Here is an 18,683-nt window from a genome sequence, read left to right as displayed (position 1 = left end):
AATTAACTAAAATCGAAAAGCGACACAAGAAATATCTTGTGTCGCTTTTCTCTCACTTCCGGAGGATTTATCTTTCCATTATCTTTTTAATATACTCCGAGGGCGATAAGCCATATTCTTCTTTGAAACATTCCCGGAAATACGAAATTGAATTGAGGCCCACCAGATTGGCCGTTTCTGTGATATTGTATTTGCCGGACAGTAGTAATTGTTCTGCTTTTTGAACCCTTATTTTTCGAATCAACTCACTCGTTGACATGCCCGTCAGGCTTTTATCTTGCGATATAAAGATGAGTAACTCATGGATAATTCCTGAGCAATTTCGGGCGTGTTTATCTTGTCATTCTTGAGATTGCTTTCAATTAAGCGGGTGAATTTTTCTAAAAATTCGTTGTCAATTTGATTTAAGGACTCTTGCATTTGCGAGCGTTTGATTGTTTTCCCCGAAGAAAATAGGGCAGCGATCTTTTTACGTTCTTCGAGCAAATTTGAAATGCGACTTCTCAATAGGGCTTCGTTAAACGGCTTCGTTATATAGGAATTGGCCCCTGAGGAGTATCCTTCTGTTTTGTCCTGAATATCGTCTTTGGCCGTGAGCAATATGACGGGAATATGACTGGTGGCTAGATCGTTTTTAATTTGTTGACAAAATTCGATGCCATCCATAATCGGCATCATGATATCGCTGATAATCAAATCGGGAATGCTTTCCCGGGCTGCTTCGAGTCCGGTCTTGCCATCACCGGCAATCATAACTTCGTAACCCCCTTTTAAAGCATCTGCGATGTATCCCCTCATGTCATGGTCATCTTCGACGATTAAAACAATGGGCTTATTTTTGATATGCACGGTTTTATCCGGTACAGCATTCACTATGTGATTGGCATCGGGATAGGCGTTCTGAGTCATTAGGCGAACCCGGAAAATGGCACCCTTATTGGGTTTGCTTTCAACAGATATTTTTCCTTCATGCAGTTCCACCAGGTTTTTTACAAAGGCAAGCCCAATGCCAAATCCAGGCGTGTTTTTTTTCTTCCGGGGGTTGTAATAGCGCTCAAAAATATGTGGCAAGTCTTCTTCTGATATCCCGCAACCAGAATCTGACACTTCGATTTCTGTATGATCCAGGTTGTTTGCACGGACCGAATGAAGGGTGACGGTTATATGGCCCTTTTGTGTAAATTTTAATGAGTTGGAAATCAGGTTATCCAGAACCATTGTGATGACTTCAGGGTCGAAATAAATGACCGTCTGAGGCGTTTCAATTTTGACTTCAATGGACAGGTGTTTGTTCCTGTTCAACTCTCTATATTTCATAACCACCTCACGTATTTTATCGGCCAAATCTTCCTTTACAACGTAAAGTTTCTTGTTGTGTGTCTCTGTTTTTCTGAACTCAAGTATTTGAGATATCAAACTTAGCAAACGAATGGTGCTTTTGTGAATGAGCGATATCTTTTTTTGATGCTCTTTTTGCAGGTCTGCTTTGTTCTGCAAATCTTCGAGAGGTCCTAACATTAAAGTCAGAGGTGTTTTTAATTCATGCGTGATATTTGAATAAAAGACCAGTCGCTCTTCTTTCATTTCTAGCTGTTTCTGAGCTCTTTCCTTTTCCAGAACTAAAGCGTTTCTTAATTTCAACCGTCGTTTATACGACCGTATCATAAAAAAAATGATCAGGGAAAAGCTCAGGAAATATAAGGTTTTCGCCCACCAACTTTGCCAAAGGGGTGGGTGAACCTTAATTGAAAGAGTTGTGTACGAATCCTTCCAGGGGTCGTTTTTATACCGTGCCTTAACCTGTAAATCGTAATTACGATAGGGGATATCCCGGAAGGTAACCACATTCATGTCACCAATATTTATCCATGACTGGCTTAAGCCCTCCATGCGGTAAGCATATTCAATATTTCCCTGAAGCGATTTGTCCATTACATTAAAACCTACACTAAAAATGTTTTGGTCATGATTAAGTTCCATTTCGCCCCTTTGTACCGGTAAGTTCACTTCATTGTTTTCACCTTGCATACTTTTTCCATGGATCATAAATTCATTAAAAACCACTGGCGGGATTTCTTTTTTGATTTCTTTGTCTTTAGGGTTAAAAAAGCAAACCCCGTTAATACTTCCAAAATAGATGGTTCCATCTGAAGATTTGGCTGTCGAATTGGTCATGTAGGTTCCAAATAAGGCCCCGTCGGTATGGTCGTAATTATGAAAACGGTTGTCATTCACAAGCAGACAACTGATGCCATCGTGTGTACTCACCCAAATATTTCCTTCATCGTCCTCCTGAACAGAGCTAATCAGATTGCTAGCCAGTCCATTCTTCGAATCATATATCCTGAAATTGTCCAGTTGGCTGGTGGGGAATAAAAACAGTCCATCATTAGTGGCCACCCACATTTGGTTTTTTGAATCTCTGAATATTTGATTTATGCGACCTTCACAAAGAATGGTATCCTTGCTGAGATACAGCATCTCCTTGCTTGAAGGTTGATAAAGAGCCACCCCTTTATTAAGGGTGCCAATCCATATATTTCCATTAATATCCTCTGAAATAGCCCTGATTTCATTAGTCGGAAGCGCGCTGTTGTTGGTGTTCAGGTGCGTTTTTTGATGACTGGCTAAATTATAAATTTCAATTCCTTCATTACTCCCTATCCAGATATTCCTATTCTCATCTTCAAACAGAGAAGTGATAATGGCATTTTGGGCCATAGGCGCATAGTGGACAAAACGCTTTTCGTGATGCCTGTAAATATCAATTCCCTGCTGCGAACCAAACCAAAGGTCGTCATTGGCGTCTTTTAATGATGCCAGGAAAGAGTTGGATGAAACATCTCCTGTTTTGGCTGAGTAGAATTCAGCGTTTATACCTTTTTTATTGACATTAATGCCGCCCCCATCTGTCCCCATCCAAATGTTATCATTTTTATCGATGCAAATCGTCATCACTTCTTTGTCATTCAGTCCGTTAATTGTGCCGGGGATTTTGTCGATGGTCCAGCTGTTAAAAAACGAGGGTTTGTTGGTAATAAAACTGGCGCCGCTCCATTGGATCCAATCCAAATGTTCCCAAAAGCGTCTTCAAATACCACCAGAACAGTTGGATTGGAGATGCCTTGATAAATATCCTGAATAAACATGTGGTTGACATCCTTTTTTTCGGCCACTATCTCCTCAAAATCATGGATGTCAAAGTAGCAAAGATCGGATTCTGTTCCTGCCCAAACCCGTCCATTTTTGTCTTGAAAGACATGCAAAACCCGCTTCTTAATCGTCGGATGGATATCGCCAATATCCCTGAAGTTCTGAAATTTTTCTGTGGCCCAATCAAATTGGGATAAGCCGCTATTGGTGGCCAGCCAGACCTTTGATGGTGGACCTGCATGAATGGCGTTTACCGTGTTATCGGGAAGGGTGTTTTTGCCAGTTGTGGCGTGTTTATAGTTTTTTATTTCTTGGGTAAACGGATTAAATATAGAAAAACCATGTTGCAAATGCCCCAAATAAATTTCCCCGTTTGGGCCTTCGCTTAAAGTTAAAACAACATCATCAGGAAAGCCTTTTACCGTTGTGTTGTTGAAATGAGTAAAGCCGTCATTGGCCGCATCGTACAATTGCAAGCCTTTGGCAGTGGCCATCCACACATCGCCTGTGGAGCTGATACAGATGTCTAAAATTTCATTAGAAATCAATGAATTGTGCTTGTTTTTGTCGTGCTTGTACGATGAAAATGTTTCACTTACACCGTCGAATACATTGATGCCATTCCATCGATGGGCTATCCACACCTTATTGTGTATCGTGTCCGCCTTTATGGCACTAATTTCGTTGCTGTTCAAGGCTTCTCCGGAAGTATCTTTGTAATAGAGAGTGAATTTTGAACCATTGAACCGGCTTACGCCATGTTTGGTGGCAAACCATAAGAAACCAGACTTATCTTGCGTAATATCTGTCACATAATAGCTGGATAAGCCATCTCTCATGGTTAGACTTTCAAATGGAATTTGTTGGCTGAAAGCACATTCCATTGAAACAGACAGGGAAAGGAGGAGAAACAATAGGTTCTTTTCTTTGGTTATCATATACTCATAATTACTTCTGGAGGTTTTTAGGCGGGACAATGGTCAGGCATCACTCAAATATAGTATAATTCCTTAAAATGGCCGATGTGTATCCACCGGGAGACCATACTTTTGCCTGAATGAAAAAGTTGCTGTATGGCTGACGGACAAGGGATATCCGTGAAAAAGGAGCCCATCCCGGGAAGGGATGCTATTCTTTCAAAATTAAGCCACAATTATTTCAGAGACCAAATACCGTCGGTCAATTCCCTTTTACAATTCTTTACATCAATTAGGTTTGAGTAATTTTATATGATAGTAGACAAACTGAAAAACAACTTAAACATAGTTTTATGAAAAGAATCACTTTCACCACCTTATTTGTTTTCATGTCTTTATTGCTTTCGACCGGTTTAAGCCGGGCGCAAAGTACGGATGCGACATTATCCGACATTAATATCGACATCGGTGTATTAACACCTGCGTTTAATCCTGACATTACCAAATACGTCGTGCTTGTTCCTGATGGTACTGAAGCGGTTACCGTTAGTCCTTTGGCAAATGAAGGAAGTGCCTCATTTTCCGGAGGCGGTGTAATCTCATTGGCCAATCAGGAACTTACCACCATTACCGTAACGGCTGAAGATGGTACAACAAAAAAAAGTTACCATGTTTTTATGGCCCATGAAAACTGCTACGCGGCCCTTTTTAACGATCGGGTAAATCTGGCACCCAATCCATTAATGACAGCCCTTAGCGGTTTCTATGGCGGTTGGGGTGCCAGAAGTATTAATACCGATCCTGGTTTTGTTTTTTGTGGCAATACAAGCGCCAAAATCACCGGAGCTGGCGGAGGGTCTATCGACTTTAATACCGTCGCCAATTACCTCGAGCCGGGAGCGTTTTACCAAATTTCTGCCATGTTTTATGTAGAAGGTTCGGGTAAAGCCCAAATTGGACACTCTATCAATGGTACCAGCGTTTTAACTGAAACGACAAAGACCAACGAGTGGGAACAGGTGAGTACTGTTGTAGAAGTAACCTCTCTGAATAACAGTGCCAACCTTTGGTTAAACAACTGGCAGATTGGTGTAGCTGGCGACAATGTATATGTCGACAACTTCCAGATGTATAAAATTGACAATGATGATAATTTATCCGAATTGACATTTGATGTCGGAACGCTCGTGCCTGTTTTTGACCCTGAGGTGACGGATTACTACCTGCTCATTAATGAAGGAACAACTGCGGTAAACATACAGGCCGTTGCCAGCTCTGCCACATCATTGGTTTCCGGAGATGGAAATGTTACCTTGATTAACGACAAAGGAACAGCAGAGGTTGTTGTAACCGCTGAAAGCGGAAATTCCAAAACCTACACGATTCATATCACTACTGAATTGCCAGATATGGATGCAACTCTATCTGAGTTGTCGGTTGATGCAGGAACCCTTTCTCCTGTTTTTGATCCTGAAGTCACTTTTTATACCCTGGAGGTGCCGGAAGGAACTACAGAAGTCATGGTTACAGCTCAGGCCAACTCTGCCGCAGCCACTGTTTCCGGCGCTGGAAGCCTTGATCTTGTGTACAACGAAGCGACTTCTTATATTGTTGTAACCGCCGAAGATGGTAGCCAAAAAACCTATACGATAAAATGGTCGGCCATTTCGCCACACAGTACTTCCAGCCAATGGGAGGCCTACGATGGAGGAAACGCCCCTACTGTTTCAGGTTATATGGATGTTCCATTTATGGCGGTTTCCGCTACTGGATCGACTGAAGCCTTGCGTATTGCCGGAGACGAAACAACCGCGCGTATCTATTACAGTGCTGCAGATGCGGCTGTTGTTGGCATTGCGGCAAACGCGCTGCGCGATGATGTTCAAAGGATTACCGGACTTCTGCCAACGGTTTCTACAGATGCGCCATCCGCATCCCAGGCTGTTCTTATTGGTACAATAGGAATGAGCCCGCTGGTTGACGGGTTGGTTGCAGCTGGTAAAATAGATGTTTCGTCCATTGAGGGCAAATGGGAAGCCTACACGGCCGCTGTGTGGATAATCCAATGGCGGGTGTTGACAGGGCACTGATTATCGCTGGTAGTGACCGTCGGGGAACGGCCTTTGGTGTGTTCGCCCTCTCCGAATCCATGGGCGTTTCTCCCTGGTATTTCTGGGGCGACGTTGCTGTGCCACAGAAAGAGGCCCTTTATGTGGCCGGTAGTTATACCCAACAATCGCCTGGTGTTAAATACAGAGGCATATTCCTCAATGATGAGGACTGGGGACTCAACCCTTGGGCGGCCAACACCTTCGAACCCGAAGTGGGCAACATTGGCCCCAAGACTTATAGTACTATTTACGAATTACTGCTTCGGCTGCATGCCAATTGCATATGGCCGGCCATGCATGAGTTTCCTGTGGAAACGGTGCCCTTTTACCAGGTTCCCGGGAACAAGGAAATGGCCGATGATTATGCCATTGTTATCAGCACCTCCCACCACGAACCAATGATGACCAACAGTCATGAATACGACGTAAGTGTTCTAGGGCCATACAACTACTGGACGAACCGGGAGACCATTTACAAATTCTGGGAAGACCGGGTTCGGGAGACGGCTTCGTATGAAAATATTTATACCATAGGCATGCGCGGACGGGATGACAGTGGCATGGCTGCCCCTGCCGGTACTACCAACGAACAGAAAGCCGCGAAAATACAGAATGAGATTATTCCCGACCAGCGACAAATGATTGCTGAGCATGTGAATGCAGATCCTACCGAAATTCCACAGATTTTTATACCCTACAAGGAGACCCTTGTCCAATACCAGTCAGGCCTTCAATTGCCAGACGATATGACCATTGTGTGGCCCGACGATAACCATGGTTACATTCGTCAGCTTTCAACGGCTGAGGAAAGGGCGCGTTCCGGTGGATCCGGTGTGTATTATCATCTTTCCTATTGGGGGGTACCACGCAGCTACCTTTGGTTCTCTACCACGCCTCCCGGGATGACTTGCTCTGAAATGTTGAAAGCATGGGATTTTGAGGCCAACAATTATTGGTTGGTAAATGTCGGAGACCTCAAACCCATGGAAATTGGCACGGACTTTTTCCTGCGCATGGCCAGGAATCCTGAAGCTTTTCGCAATTTTGACCAGCATGCCTATTTCACAGAGTGGGTTTCTCAATCTTTTGGTCCCACGCACGCTGAGGCCATTGCAGAAATACTGGACAGATATTACCAGCTGAACATCGTTAAACGTCCAGAGCATCTGGATCGCTCCAATAGTGGTTTTAGTTTTGTTGATAACGGCGACGAAGCGCAAAATCGTCTCGACGATTTTGCCCGTCTGACAACTGATGCCAATGCCATTTATGAAATGCTTCCTGCAGAAGATAAGTCCGCTTTTTACGGGATGGTTTTGTTTCAAATCAGGGCCTCTCAACAGGTGAATCAGCGCATACTTTTGGCAGAGCGCAGTCGCTTATGGGCCCGTCAGAAGCGCGCCGCCACCAATGTGCTGGCCGCCGAAGCCAAGTCTGCCCATGATGCACTTCTTGCCGAAGTGGCCTTTTACAACAAGGTCAATGCCGATGGAAAATGGGACTATATGCTCAACCCAATGAACATATCACAGTTACCCAATTGGGCCAGAGAGACGCAAAATCCTTTTATTGAACCGTCCTACGGCAGTTTCGCCCCATCTTCAACGCCAGGTCTGGGTGTCGCCATTGAAGGTTCCGAATCCCCATTGGTCAAAGGGACGCCAGGAAAGCTTCCACTCTTTAACCGACCAGCAGATTCGCAGTATTTTATCGATGTGTTTAATACCGGCAGTTCTCCCGTGTCGTGGACGGCCCATTCCGATGAATCCTGGGTTATTCTCAGCGAGGTTAGTGGTCAGGCCGACACAAGAATCATGGTCAGCATTGATTGGGATAATGCGCCGTTCGGTTGTGATGTGCCGGGCACCATTACCATTGAAAGCAACGGGTCTCAGCAGCTTGTTAACCTGAGTGTTTTCAATCCGCAGGACCTTGATCTCAGTTCTCTGCCCGAGGCTGTGGAAGACAATGGTCAAGTTGTCATGGAGGCCGAGAACTACCATGAGCGCACGGATGCCAATGGTGTTGGATGGCGAACTGTGAACAGGGCTACGGCATCCAAAGATGGCATGACCATTCTTCCGGTCACTGCGCCCAGCCTTGATCCCGGAAATCTGTCATCAGCTCCGACGCTTACTTACCAATTCCATGCTTTCACCACCGGACCTGTAAAGATTAAAACCCAGTGTCTCCCGACCCACCGGATTACTTCGGATCATGAGGGTTTGCGCTACGCTGTATCTCTGAATGGGGACGCACCGAAAATCATAGACATTCATGCCAATGAGTATTCTTCAACATGGAATGTGAATACCTTACGAGCCGCTTCCATTGGGACTTCTTCGCATCGGATAACAGAACCGGGGTTGCAGACTGTTAAGATATTTATGGTGGATGCCGGGGTGGTTCTGGATAAAATCACCGTAAAAACCGATGGTATTTACGAGGCGGAAGACCTGAGTGTTCTGGCATCGAATACATCGGTTGTAACATACACCGATCCTCCGGCCAGTGAAGGAAAAGGTCTTCATATTCAATCTACCGCCGTGGGGCATTACGCAACAGTGGTTATTCCTGATGTAAAGGCCACGGACTATATGATGCAGGTAAGGGTTAAGAAGTGGGGCAGTCGCGGCATTGTTCAACTTTCAGTTGCTGAAGAGGCAGGTGGGCCCTATACCAATATTGGGAGTCCCTTCGATCTTTACAGCAGCAGTGAACTCTATATCGATCTCGAAGCGCTTCCGGTCACCTTCACTTCTGATGGACCAAAGTATATTCGTTTCCAGGTAACCGGAAAAAACGCCTCAGCGACCAATTATTGGGTCTTGTTAGATTACATCAGTCTTAAACCTGTTCGTAATATTTGCGGCGATGGCGTCAATAGCTTAAATAAAGAGGATGTATCCGGTGTTTATGTATATCCCACCGTGACATCCGGAAACTTTATGGTCATGGCAAAACCAGGTGCTGTTATTGATGTTTTCGACGCCAAGGGCGTGCAGGTATTGCATATGGTTTCGGTTGCAAACTCCTCTGAAATCACCGTTAAGCAAGCAGGGATGTATATCATTACAGTCAATGTTGATGGCGATGTAAAGCCATTTAAAGTAATAAAAACATAAACAGGTCATCAGATTTAACAGGAAAACACGCCTGTAACACTTACCGATTGTGAATCCAGGGGCCGCCTTTTAAAGGGCGGCCCTTGTTTATAGGGAATTTTGGTTTTTCAGTGCCCATCACCAAGCAGAGTTTTAATCGACACTTCCTGTTGTTGTAATAGAAATACCCAATGGAGAATTATCTTCCTGTTTTTTAGAAATAAATCCAAATGAAAATCGTTAAATTTGTTAGGGTAAAAAGATGGAAGTTATGAATTTAGAAACAAGGAAATTAAACTTAATCAATTGGATTTCATCTGTTCAAGAAGAAGAGGTTTTAGCTCGGATGGAAATGGTTCAAAGAGAAAGGAGCGACTGGTGGGATGCTGTAAGCGGTGCAGATAAAGAAGCCATCCATGAGGGGCTTGCTCAACTTGACAAAGGCGAATCTATTACAAGATCAGAGGTTAGGAATAAGATTAAAGAAAAATATAATTTCTAACAGATGCCTTTGAAGTTCGTTATTCAACAAGAGCATATTCTGAATATGAAGAAATCTTAGATTATGTACTAAATAGGTTTGGTGCTGTTATAGCTTCTAAGATTGACAATCATTTTGAAGAAGTGATTGATTAGATTGCCATAAATCCTACACTGTATCCTTATTCAAATAAGATAAAGAATCTTAGACGTTGCGTGATTAGGGACAGGGCTGAATGGCCAACTGTCGTGTTTTAGCCTTCAATCCCAGCGGGAGGGAATTCCGAAAGAATGTTGCCATTGAAAAATACAGCTCAGAATAAAAAATTTGATATTCTTCCTGAAATTGGGTAACTTATACTTTGTTTAAGCTTATTCCATTAATAAGCTATTTGAAACCCTTTAAAATTGCAATGTTATGGATTTAAAAGAAGAATTTGAAGCTCGGATAAACAGATTAGAACGTTTTATCGAGGATAAAGGACTTGGACATAGGCAATTAGAAAAAGCTAAGAAAGTTCAGAGGAGCCTTAATGCCATTGCTTTTCTGGGTGGGTTAATTACCATTGCCGGTGTTGTGATTTGGAGCGTTAGCAACAAGGATTAAGGAACCAATACTGTGGCGGGCAAATAGAAAAATCCATCCGCAGCATGCTGGCAGAGGATGCAGGTCAATAAATGATTTTGTTCCATTAAAACAAATACAGAAAGGTTGCCATTTTCATGGTAACCTTTTTTGTAGATTTTTATGTGATGTTGGGCTCTGGAGGTTGATTCTCATTCCATAGTTAATATACCCCATAAGGTATAAATACGCAATCAGAAAATATTTTATATCCCATCGGTATAAGATAAAATTATTCGCTATATTTATACCCCAAAAGGTATAGAATATGCTCAATCTAATATTATTTGTAAAACAACGCAGAAAGCAACTTGGACTAACTCAGCAGGATTTAGCTGAGCGTGCCGGAGTTGGTTTGCGTTTTATCCGGGATCTGGAACAAGGAAAAGAGACTTTGAGGATGGATAAAGTTAATGAAGTTCTGGCTTTGTTTGGTCATAAAATGGCCCCTGTTGAAACAAAATTATTGAGCGATGAATAGAAAAGGAAAAGTTTTTTTTAAGGCCTATTTGGCCGGAGTTATCGAAGAGACTGAAACAGGTTATCGATTCTCATATGATGAAGAATACTTGTCAAATGAAGAGAAATGGCCGGTAAGTAAAACTTTACCACTTTCTGAACATCCTTACTCATCGAATACGATTTTTCCTTTCTTTGATGGTTTGATTCCGGAAGGTTGGTTGTTGGATGTGGCTGTAGATAATTGGAAATTAAAGGCCAATGACCGAATGGGTTTGCTTTTAGTTTGTTGTAAAGATTGTATTGGAGCTGTTTCTGTGGTACCGTTTAATGAAGATACCAATGGGCAATAAATGTTTATACTGCTATCAACCGTTGGATGAAAGTGACCATGACTTTCATGCTAAGTGCTCTAAAAAGATATTTGGAGCGGCACAAGCTCCTGTATTGGACTACTCTTTGGATCAGATGCTTGATTTGGCAAAAAAGGTGGTTCAAAGTCATGTAACGGTTCCTGGGGTGCAAGCCAAGTTGTCTTTTCATTTTGAACCAGGCAGGAGACAAGAAAACCGGCTGACATTGGTAGGTGTTTTAGGTAATTACATCCTGAAGCCTCCTACGCAACAATTTGCAAACCTACCGGAGAATGAAGATTTAACCATGCATTTAGCCGGACTCTTTAAAATTAATGTTGTACCACATTCATTAATCAGACTTAAATCCGGAGAGTTGGCCTATATTACTAAAAGAATAGATCGTGTTGGAGGACAGAAACTGCCGATGGAAGATTTGTGCCAATTAAGTGAGCGATTGACTGAGGATAAGTATAAAGGATCTATGGAGCAGGTTGGGAAAGTCATTTTGAAGCATTCATCGAATCCTTTGTTTGATGCACAGGTATTCTTTGAGTTGACGCTATTTTCGTTCTTAACCGGAAATGCAGATATGCACTTGAAAAACTTCTCAATAATTGATTCAGAGAGTGGATTAACTCAATTGGCCCCTGCTTATGATCTTTTATCCACCAGATTGGTAATTTCAGAAAAAGAAGATCCTGAAGAAATGGCGTTAACGCTAAATGGCAGAAAGCGGAAGTTGAAACCGGTCGATTTTTTACATTTGACTAATGGTCTGAATTTGAATCAGAAGCAAGTCAACAATATTTTTAAAAGATTTCAAAAAGCCATGCCAATAGTGCTTGACTTTATAGATGAATCTTTTTTACCTGAAGATAAAAAGATGGAGTACCGGGAGTTAATAGAGGAGAGGGGTAAGCGACTTTGGCCTTAAAATTAAAATAATGAATCATAGGACTTCTTTTATTCTTGTACCAGAATGAATTGATATTATTACCTGAAGAATGCGTAAATGCTTTTTTTTAATGCATCAATATTTCGTACATTTCCAAAGCTTTTATTAACCTTTTCCGTTAATATTAATATATTTGCAGTGGAGTTATCCTTTAAAACCAAGAAGCTAGAAAAGCAATTAACTGACCTATCCCAAATGAAACGCGCATTTGGTAATATGGCTAAAAAGGTTAATCAAAGAATGGAAGAGCTAAAGTCTTCTGACAATGTTGACGTTTTAATGTCAATTCCAGCTGCTCGATGTCATCAATTGAGCGGTGATAAAAAAGGAAGTTTTGCAGTTGATATTTCAAACAATCACCGATTACTTTTTGAGCCTAATCACGACCCAGTACCCAGAAAAGAAGACAGCAGTATTGACCGAATAAGAGTTACTGACATTCAAATTTTGGGTACTGAAGATTATCATTAAAACACCCTTTTGGCAGACGTCAATAGAAAACTACAGCTATGAAAAATTATTTGACTTTACGAAAAGAAATGCTTTCTCCTCCCGGAGACACTATACAAGAAACCATTGACGAAATTAGAATGTCTCAAGCTGAGTTGGCTCGGCGTATGGGGAGATCAAAAGAGAAATTGAATGATTTGATAAAAGGTCGTGAACCGCTTACCAGGAATACCGCACTCTTACTAGAGAGGGTTTTAGGCATACCCTTGAGCTTTTGGATTAATCGCGAAAATGCCTATAGGGAAGAACTCATGAGAATTGAGCAGGAAGAATTTCTGGAAACTTGTTCGGACTGGGTCAAACAATTTCCTCTTCTGCAATTAAAAAAAATGGGTTTTTTGCCCGATACAAGAGAATCATTAGAGTTAACCGATGCCTTGCTTCGATTTTTTGGTGTTGCTTCTCCCAAACAATGGGAAAAAACCTATCTGGAAAACCGTGTAGCAACAGCATTCAAAGTATCCATGGCTCATGACCATTCAGTGCATGCTATTTCTTCATGGTTGCGTATCGGCGAGCTTAAAGCCCTTGGTCTAAAATTACCATGCTATGATGCAAAAACATTTACTACGGTCTTAGAGGAAATCAAAGAAATAGTCGCCTCTCAGCCAGAAGATTTCAGGGAGCAACTGCAAAAGAAATGTACTATGGCCGGTGTTGCTCTGACGTTCACCCCTGGACTTCCCAAAGCTCCTTTGAGCGGAGCAACATGGTGGATGGGTGGCAACCCTATTATTCAATTAACCGGACGCCACAAAACAAATGATCACTTCTGGTTTGCTTTTTATCATGAAGCAGCACACATCCTGAAACATAGCAAGAAAGAAATATTCCTGGAAGACCTGAAAGGCTCCAACCTGGATCTTCAAAAGGAGCAAGAAGCCAATCTTTATGCTCAAAAATTCCTTTTCCCGCAAAAAGCATTATCAGAGTTAATGGTTAACACAATTGATAAATCCATTATTGTTGAATACGCAAAAGAACACATGTGCCACCCCGGGATTATAGTTGGCCAACTCCAACACGAAAAAGTGCTGCCATTTGCCCATCTCAACGATTTAAAGGTTAAGATTTCGCTTTTTGAGTAAGGGTTGTTCTATGTTTTATCTGTGGGAAAAATTTAAAAGCAATCAGATTGTATTCGAAATTCTCTCTTTTAATTTTTCGCGGAATGCCTGAAAAGAGTCATTCGCACTTTCGCCCTCGACCGGCTATCTGATTTGGAGATAACTACTAAAAAATTCAATCGCCCAGAGGATTTTGATGTCAAAGAAATGTTCAAATACAGCTTCGGCATCATCAGTTTCACTTCATGTTACCAAGGGAATAAAACTGAGATTTAAATTGATCATTAATAATCCTTAGCCCATACCCTTCATACAAACAACGACATCACCCACACCGTCGCAAAGCCAGTCAGAGCTAAAATCGTAGTCATTACTGTCCAGCTTCTGAATGTCTGTTTTTCCGTAAGTCTCAGATATTTTCCCACCAACCAAAATCCGCTATCGTTGACATGAGACATGATGGTGGCGCCCGAGGCAATGGCTATTACCAGTAGCGCCTTGTCTGCTTCACCTATCCCGGTAGTCAACAATGGTGCTGTCAGGCCGGCTGCAGTAATCATGGCAACAGTGGCAGAGCCTTGCATGATGCGCACCAAAGCGGCTGCCGTAAATGCAATCATCAACAGGCCCACACCTGAATTGGTAAAATAAGCTGCCAACATTTCACCCGTTCCTGTATCTACCAGCATTTGTTTGAATACCCCGCCAGCTCCGGTGAGAAGAATGATTATGCCGGCTGGTTCCATCGATCTGGTTGTGATTTTTAATAGCGCATCTTTTTTCATTTTTCGCCTGATTCCCAAAAAGTACCAGGCAATGAGATTGGCCAGGATGAGTGCCGTAAAAGGGTGACCAAGAAGTCCTATCCATGTTTTTATTGTTTCCGGAATCAGGCCTTCACTAAAGACCGGACCGTTCAGCAATGTGTTGGCAACGATTAAAAATATCGGAATTCCAATAATGCCGATTACCATTCCCACAGGCGGGAATGTGGTTTTAGCCGTTTCACCATCCGTTATATCAGGAGCTTCAATGTGAATTTTTTTTGAAATATAGCGGGCAAACATGGGGCCGCCAAGTATGGCGGCAGGAATACTGGCAACCAGGCCAAACATGATGACCCATCCCAGATCGGCCTGCAATATATCAGCCACTGCCACAGGACCGGGCGTTGGAGGTATAAAGGCATGTGTAATTGCCAGTCCGGCCAGGAGCGGGAGTCCGTAAAGCAACAGCGATTTTTTTGTTTCTCTTTGCAGGGAATAAACCAATGGCATTAGTATGATGAAACCCACATCAAAGAACACGGGAATGGCCACAAAAAATCCAGTGAGCATCAGGGACCAGGAAGCCCGCTTCTCTCCAAATTTTTCCAAAAGATAACGCGCCAGGGCTTCTGCACCTCCCGAATTTTCTAATATAGCACCAAACATGGCTCCCAAACCAACAATTACAGCCACAAAGCCCAGTGTATCGCCCATCCCTTTTTGCATGGTGGAGATAATTTCCAGGGAAGGCATTCCGGCAATAACCCCAACCGAGATGCTGGCTATCAGTAAAGCAATAAATGCCTGAATTCTGAAGTAAATAATCAGGAGCAAAAGGATGGCTATGCCCGATAAAACTGCGATCAGAAGTGTGTAATCTATCATGGTTTAAGGATTATGTTGCCGCATTAAAAAACCATTGTTGGATTTTTTGTATCAAATTGACCATTTAGTTTTTGTAATTATTTACAAGCTATTACTAACCCTTGTAAAAATAATAATATGTTTGAAATTAAGATGATTTCAGCAAGATGTAAGGTTGGCGTTTGAGCTAGACCATTTTTAATGGAAACTGCTTACATTTTTCAATAGTAAGATGGCTTACATTGTAAATTCTTTTCATCCCCGTCAGGCTCCAAAAATACACCATCAGCTTTTAATTGAACACCCTCGGCTTTATTTATTTTTTCTGCAACAGCCTCGCTTATACTTTTGCTCTCGTAAACAATATACTTGATCAATGAAAACTCGAAACAATCACAGTATTTTCATTATTTTGCTAGTGATGTTGACATTAAGCTCATTAAATTTATTTTCCCAGAACATGTTAAAGCAAACGCTTTAAAACTAATAATTATGAAAAATACACTCAAATCTATCATCGCAATACTTTCAATTGCCTTGGTTTTCGTTCTATTTTTTATTATTCCAACTCTGCTTTTCCCCGTGTCGGAGGATCTATTGAAAGGCATTAATCCCGAAGAGATGCAGCTATTCTTCCCCTTGCTAATAATTTATTCGTTATACATTTCTATTAGCTATTTTTTTCTCCTTAGAAATATGGATCAGAAACGAACTGCACTCTTCTTTCAACTACTGCTTGCGCACTTCATAATGTATCCCCTGATGGGGCTTTTGGAGTCGCTTTTCTGGGGAGATGCCTTTAAAGGGGTTGATGTTAGCGAATTTATAGGAATCTTTCTGCGATTTGTAATTACTTTCAGCTTGTTTTCGGGTTTCCTGGCAATTATTGGCAAAAAGAGAACATCAAGTATCCATTTTTTTAAACAAGCCGCTAACTATAAACAGGCTGGCATTAAAATCCTGCTAATTGGCCTTGCTTACTTTGTCATCTACAATCTCTTTGGATATTTTATCGCCTGGCAATTCGAAGCCACCAGACAGTTTTACACGGGCAGTATTGAAAATATTGGATTCTTTCAATCCATGTGGCAAAATATAAGTAACCCGGTCTTTGTTATTGTGCACACATTCAGAGGCATGCTTTTTGGCGTTGCGGGATATTTATTCCATAACATTTTAAAATGTTCCAGAAGTAGAAAGATAATAATTTTAGCGTTGATATTTGGCGGGTTTGGCTTCCAAATTGTTCTTCCCAATCCATTACTACCTGAAATGGTTAGAATCTCACACTTTATTGAAACCACTTCCTCAATGCTACTATTTGGTGCATTGGTAGGTGTAATATTTAACTATAAAAAAGCTAAATCCTCCGGCAGCCTTTATGATACTGCTACTGGCAGGCTCTGGCCAAAAGGAGCCAATCATTCTATTGCAAAAGGCTTATTTAAAAAGCAACCCCGAGGTTATTGCAGGCCTGATGTTCATTAATTGCACACTGGATATGAACGATAGTATTGGGAAAAGCTGGTTGCCCAAAGCAATGGAAATGCTGGGTGGTGATATTCCAGATTATAAAAAAAACGGTGGACAATCGCGGAGACTGCCGCCAGGCTATTAGCCTGGCGAATAGCCCATCACATTCACCCTGTGAAAATTCTTTTGTCCTTTTTATTATTACACATTGTGCTCAAAGAGTTGTTCTCTGTGTCACTTTTATGGTTCAGTATACCCAAAATTAATATTCACTAATAAATCCGGTTACAATGAATTTAAATAATTTCGGATACGATAACATCAAGGCTATCGCTGACAGCTTGATCATCTTCAAGGTTGTGAATTGGGTAGAATTATTGCAGAACACAAAGAACGATATGTTGTGGCAACAGCCAGGGGAGAAGTTGATGCTGAAATAACGGGTAATATGCGCTTTTCGGCCAACGGGCGTGAAGATTTCCCGGCTGTAGGTGATTGGGTTTCATTTATATTCTGCGGAGTCGACTTTGCAATAATTAATGAAGTACTTCCCAGATACTCCATTATTAAAAGAAAGGCAGTTGGCAAGAATAGTGAAGTTCAAATCATTGGAACCAATATTGACTTTGCACTAATCATGCAATCTGCCAATAGGGATTTTAATATAAACAGATTAGAGCGATACCTTACCCTTTGCAACTCTTCGAAAATCAGTCCCATTATCTTGCTTACAAAGACAGATTTAATCAGTAAAGAGGAACTTTCTGTCTTATCTGGTGAAATTAAGCAACGAATAGAAAATGTGCCGTTTATTGCAATTAGCAACGAAACAGAAAGTGGCTACAAGGAGTTAAAACAAGTCTTAAAAAGTGGTAAAACTTACTGTATGCTAGGTTCTTCAGGAGTTGGCAAGTCCACCTTACTGAATCATCTGAGTGGGAAGAACATCATGAAAACAAAAGCTATTAGCGCTTCCTCCGACAGAGGACGACATGTATCATCACATCGTGAGTTAACTGTGTTGGATAATGGCTCAATTCTAATTGATAATCCCGGAATGAGAGAGGTTGGAATTGCTGACAGCTCAAATGGATTGGACACGACCTACGATAAGATTGCAGATTTTGCTAAACAATGCAGGTTCAAGGACTGTAATCATGATAACGACACAGGATGTGCAGTAATTGAGGCAGTAGAGAATGGAGAAATAGAAAAAAGTTATTATCAGAATTATTTGAAACTCTTTAAAGAAAGTGCTCACTTTGAATCATCAGTTCAGGAAAAGCGCAAAAAAGATAAAGATTTTGGTAAGATGCTCAAGAATTATAAAAAAATACAGAAACGTAACAAAGATTAAAATGAAACAAAGAATATTTAGGTATCGTGCCACATCAAGATGAGGATTGGTGATTTTGTTAGTACTTTTTATGATCCCTTTTGAAGCTTTACCATTTAGAAATACCGTGCAATCAGAAAATAAAAAAGCCTGTAAGTTGATACTTACAGGCTTTTTCAGCGGAGAGAGAGGGAAATGAATTTTTGGCTTCAAATACCACTCTTTCAATGTTTTAACTGAGACGTTAAGCTTAGTTTTCTGCAAGTCCACCCAGATTATGTTGATTAGTGTGTTTTAGCTCACTTCAAAATGAACTCTATTTCATTTCAAAGGTAATATTTTTAATGAAAAGGATTCGAACCTAAATTAAAAAAAATGGGTTCTCTTTTTTTGAAATAATATGACTATATGCAAAATCCGGGTCATTCCGGACACCACCACCGTTTTATTCCGGACAGTGCTACCGGATGATTCCGGACAGCGCTACCGTTTTTTAGCGGACAGTA

General features: G+C 41.5%; 15 protein-coding genes. 11 read left to right on the top strand and 4 right to left on the bottom strand.

What is annotated here, in order from left to right:
* Positions 1-67 precede the first annotated feature (67 nt).
* From JCM15548_RS18220 to JCM15548_RS22345, 3 genes are read right to left on the bottom strand one after another with little or no spacing between them, the layout of a single operon-like run.
* Positions 68-259 carry a helix-turn-helix domain-containing protein gene (locus JCM15548_RS18220; RefSeq protein WP_062128318.1) on the bottom strand — a complete coding sequence of 64 codons (192 nt, stop codon included), beginning with the start codon at positions 257-259 and terminating at the stop codon, positions 68-70.
* A gap of 5 nt (positions 260-264) precedes the next feature.
* Positions 265-3,072: a sensor histidine kinase gene (locus JCM15548_RS18215; RefSeq protein ID WP_157482936.1), complete on the bottom strand. Its 2,808-nt coding sequence runs from the start codon at positions 3,070-3,072 to the stop codon at positions 265-267.
* Positions 2,970-3,992, bottom strand: coding sequence for a ligand-binding sensor domain-containing protein (locus JCM15548_RS22345; RefSeq protein WP_162198278.1), 1,023 nt, complete (start codon positions 3,990-3,992; stop codon positions 2,970-2,972). Before JCM15548_RS22345 ends, JCM15548_RS18215 begins: the two co-directional genes overlap by 103 nt.
* A 431-nt stretch (positions 3,993-4,423) precedes the next feature.
* Here JCM15548_RS22345 and JCM15548_RS18205 point away from each other — a divergent pair, with 431 nt between their 5' ends.
* From JCM15548_RS18205 to JCM15548_RS18165, 9 genes are all read left to right on the top strand, one after another.
* A complete protein-coding gene (locus JCM15548_RS18205; protein WP_062128312.1) occupies positions 4,424-6,160 on the top strand; it encodes a cadherin-like beta sandwich domain-containing protein in 1,737 nt (578 codons plus the stop codon).
* Entirely contained in the window at positions 6,100-9,306 is a 3,207-nt protein-coding gene (locus tag JCM15548_RS18200) for a glycosyl hydrolase 115 family protein (protein WP_083985242.1), read from the top strand. The genes JCM15548_RS18205 and JCM15548_RS18200 overlap by 61 nt, the downstream gene beginning before the upstream one ends.
* Before the next feature lie 250 nt (positions 9,307-9,556).
* Positions 9,557-9,787: a hypothetical protein gene (locus JCM15548_RS18195; protein WP_083985244.1), complete on the top strand. Its 231-nt coding sequence runs from the start codon at positions 9,557-9,559 to the stop codon at positions 9,785-9,787.
* Positions 9,788-10,183: 396 nt separating this feature from the next.
* On the top strand, positions 10,184-10,372 hold the full coding sequence (locus JCM15548_RS18190) for a hypothetical protein (protein WP_062128306.1): 189 nt from the start codon (positions 10,184-10,186) through the stop codon (positions 10,370-10,372).
* A gap of 286 nt (positions 10,373-10,658) precedes the next feature.
* On the top strand, positions 10,659-10,871 hold the full coding sequence (locus JCM15548_RS18185) for a helix-turn-helix transcriptional regulator (RefSeq protein WP_062128300.1): 213 nt from the start codon (positions 10,659-10,661) through the stop codon (positions 10,869-10,871).
* Positions 10,864-11,202, top strand: a complete 339-nt coding sequence (locus JCM15548_RS18180) for a HipA N-terminal domain-containing protein (protein ID WP_062128298.1) — start codon at positions 10,864-10,866, stop codon at positions 11,200-11,202. Before JCM15548_RS18185 ends, JCM15548_RS18180 begins: the two co-directional genes overlap by 8 nt.
* The gene (locus JCM15548_RS18175) at positions 11,192-12,139 is read left to right on the top strand and encodes a HipA domain-containing protein (RefSeq protein WP_062128296.1); all 948 of its coding nucleotides are present in this window, start codon (positions 11,192-11,194) and stop codon (positions 12,137-12,139) included. Before JCM15548_RS18180 ends, JCM15548_RS18175 begins: the two co-directional genes overlap by 11 nt.
* Before the next feature lie 159 nt (positions 12,140-12,298).
* On the top strand, positions 12,299-12,631 hold the full coding sequence (locus tag JCM15548_RS18170; protein WP_227626014.1) for a type II toxin-antitoxin system RelE/ParE family toxin: 333 nt from the start codon (positions 12,299-12,301) through the stop codon (positions 12,629-12,631).
* 38 nt (positions 12,632-12,669) lie between these two features.
* Positions 12,670-13,758, top strand: coding sequence for an ImmA/IrrE family metallo-endopeptidase (locus JCM15548_RS18165; protein ID WP_062128294.1), 1,089 nt, complete (start codon positions 12,670-12,672; stop codon positions 13,756-13,758).
* Positions 13,759-14,045: 287 nt separating this feature from the next.
* Here the strand turns inward: JCM15548_RS18165 and JCM15548_RS18160 are convergent, their stop codons facing one another.
* Positions 14,046-15,389: a GntP family permease gene (locus tag JCM15548_RS18160; protein WP_062128292.1), complete on the bottom strand. Its 1,344-nt coding sequence runs from the start codon at positions 15,387-15,389 to the stop codon at positions 14,046-14,048.
* A gap of 471 nt (positions 15,390-15,860) precedes the next feature.
* Between JCM15548_RS18160 and JCM15548_RS18155 the strand changes: the two genes are divergently transcribed.
* Positions 15,861-16,856: a hypothetical protein gene (locus tag JCM15548_RS18155; protein WP_157482934.1), complete on the top strand. Its 996-nt coding sequence runs from the start codon at positions 15,861-15,863 to the stop codon at positions 16,854-16,856.
* A gap of 349 nt (positions 16,857-17,205) precedes the next feature.
* Positions 17,206-18,198 carry a ribosome small subunit-dependent GTPase A gene (gene rsgA / locus JCM15548_RS18150; RefSeq protein ID WP_062128288.1) on the top strand — a complete coding sequence of 331 codons (993 nt, stop codon included), beginning with the start codon at positions 17,206-17,208 and terminating at the stop codon, positions 18,196-18,198.
* Positions 18,199-18,683: the final 485 nt, after the last annotated feature.

It is taken from the genome of Geofilum rubicundum JCM 15548 (genome assembly GCF_000974365.1).
GTDB classification, from domain to species: domain Bacteria; phylum Bacteroidota; class Bacteroidia; order Bacteroidales; family Marinilabiliaceae; genus Geofilum; species Geofilum rubicundum.
Note: the sequence above shows the minus strand (reverse complement) of the source record. Positions and strands in the feature narration are given on the sequence as shown.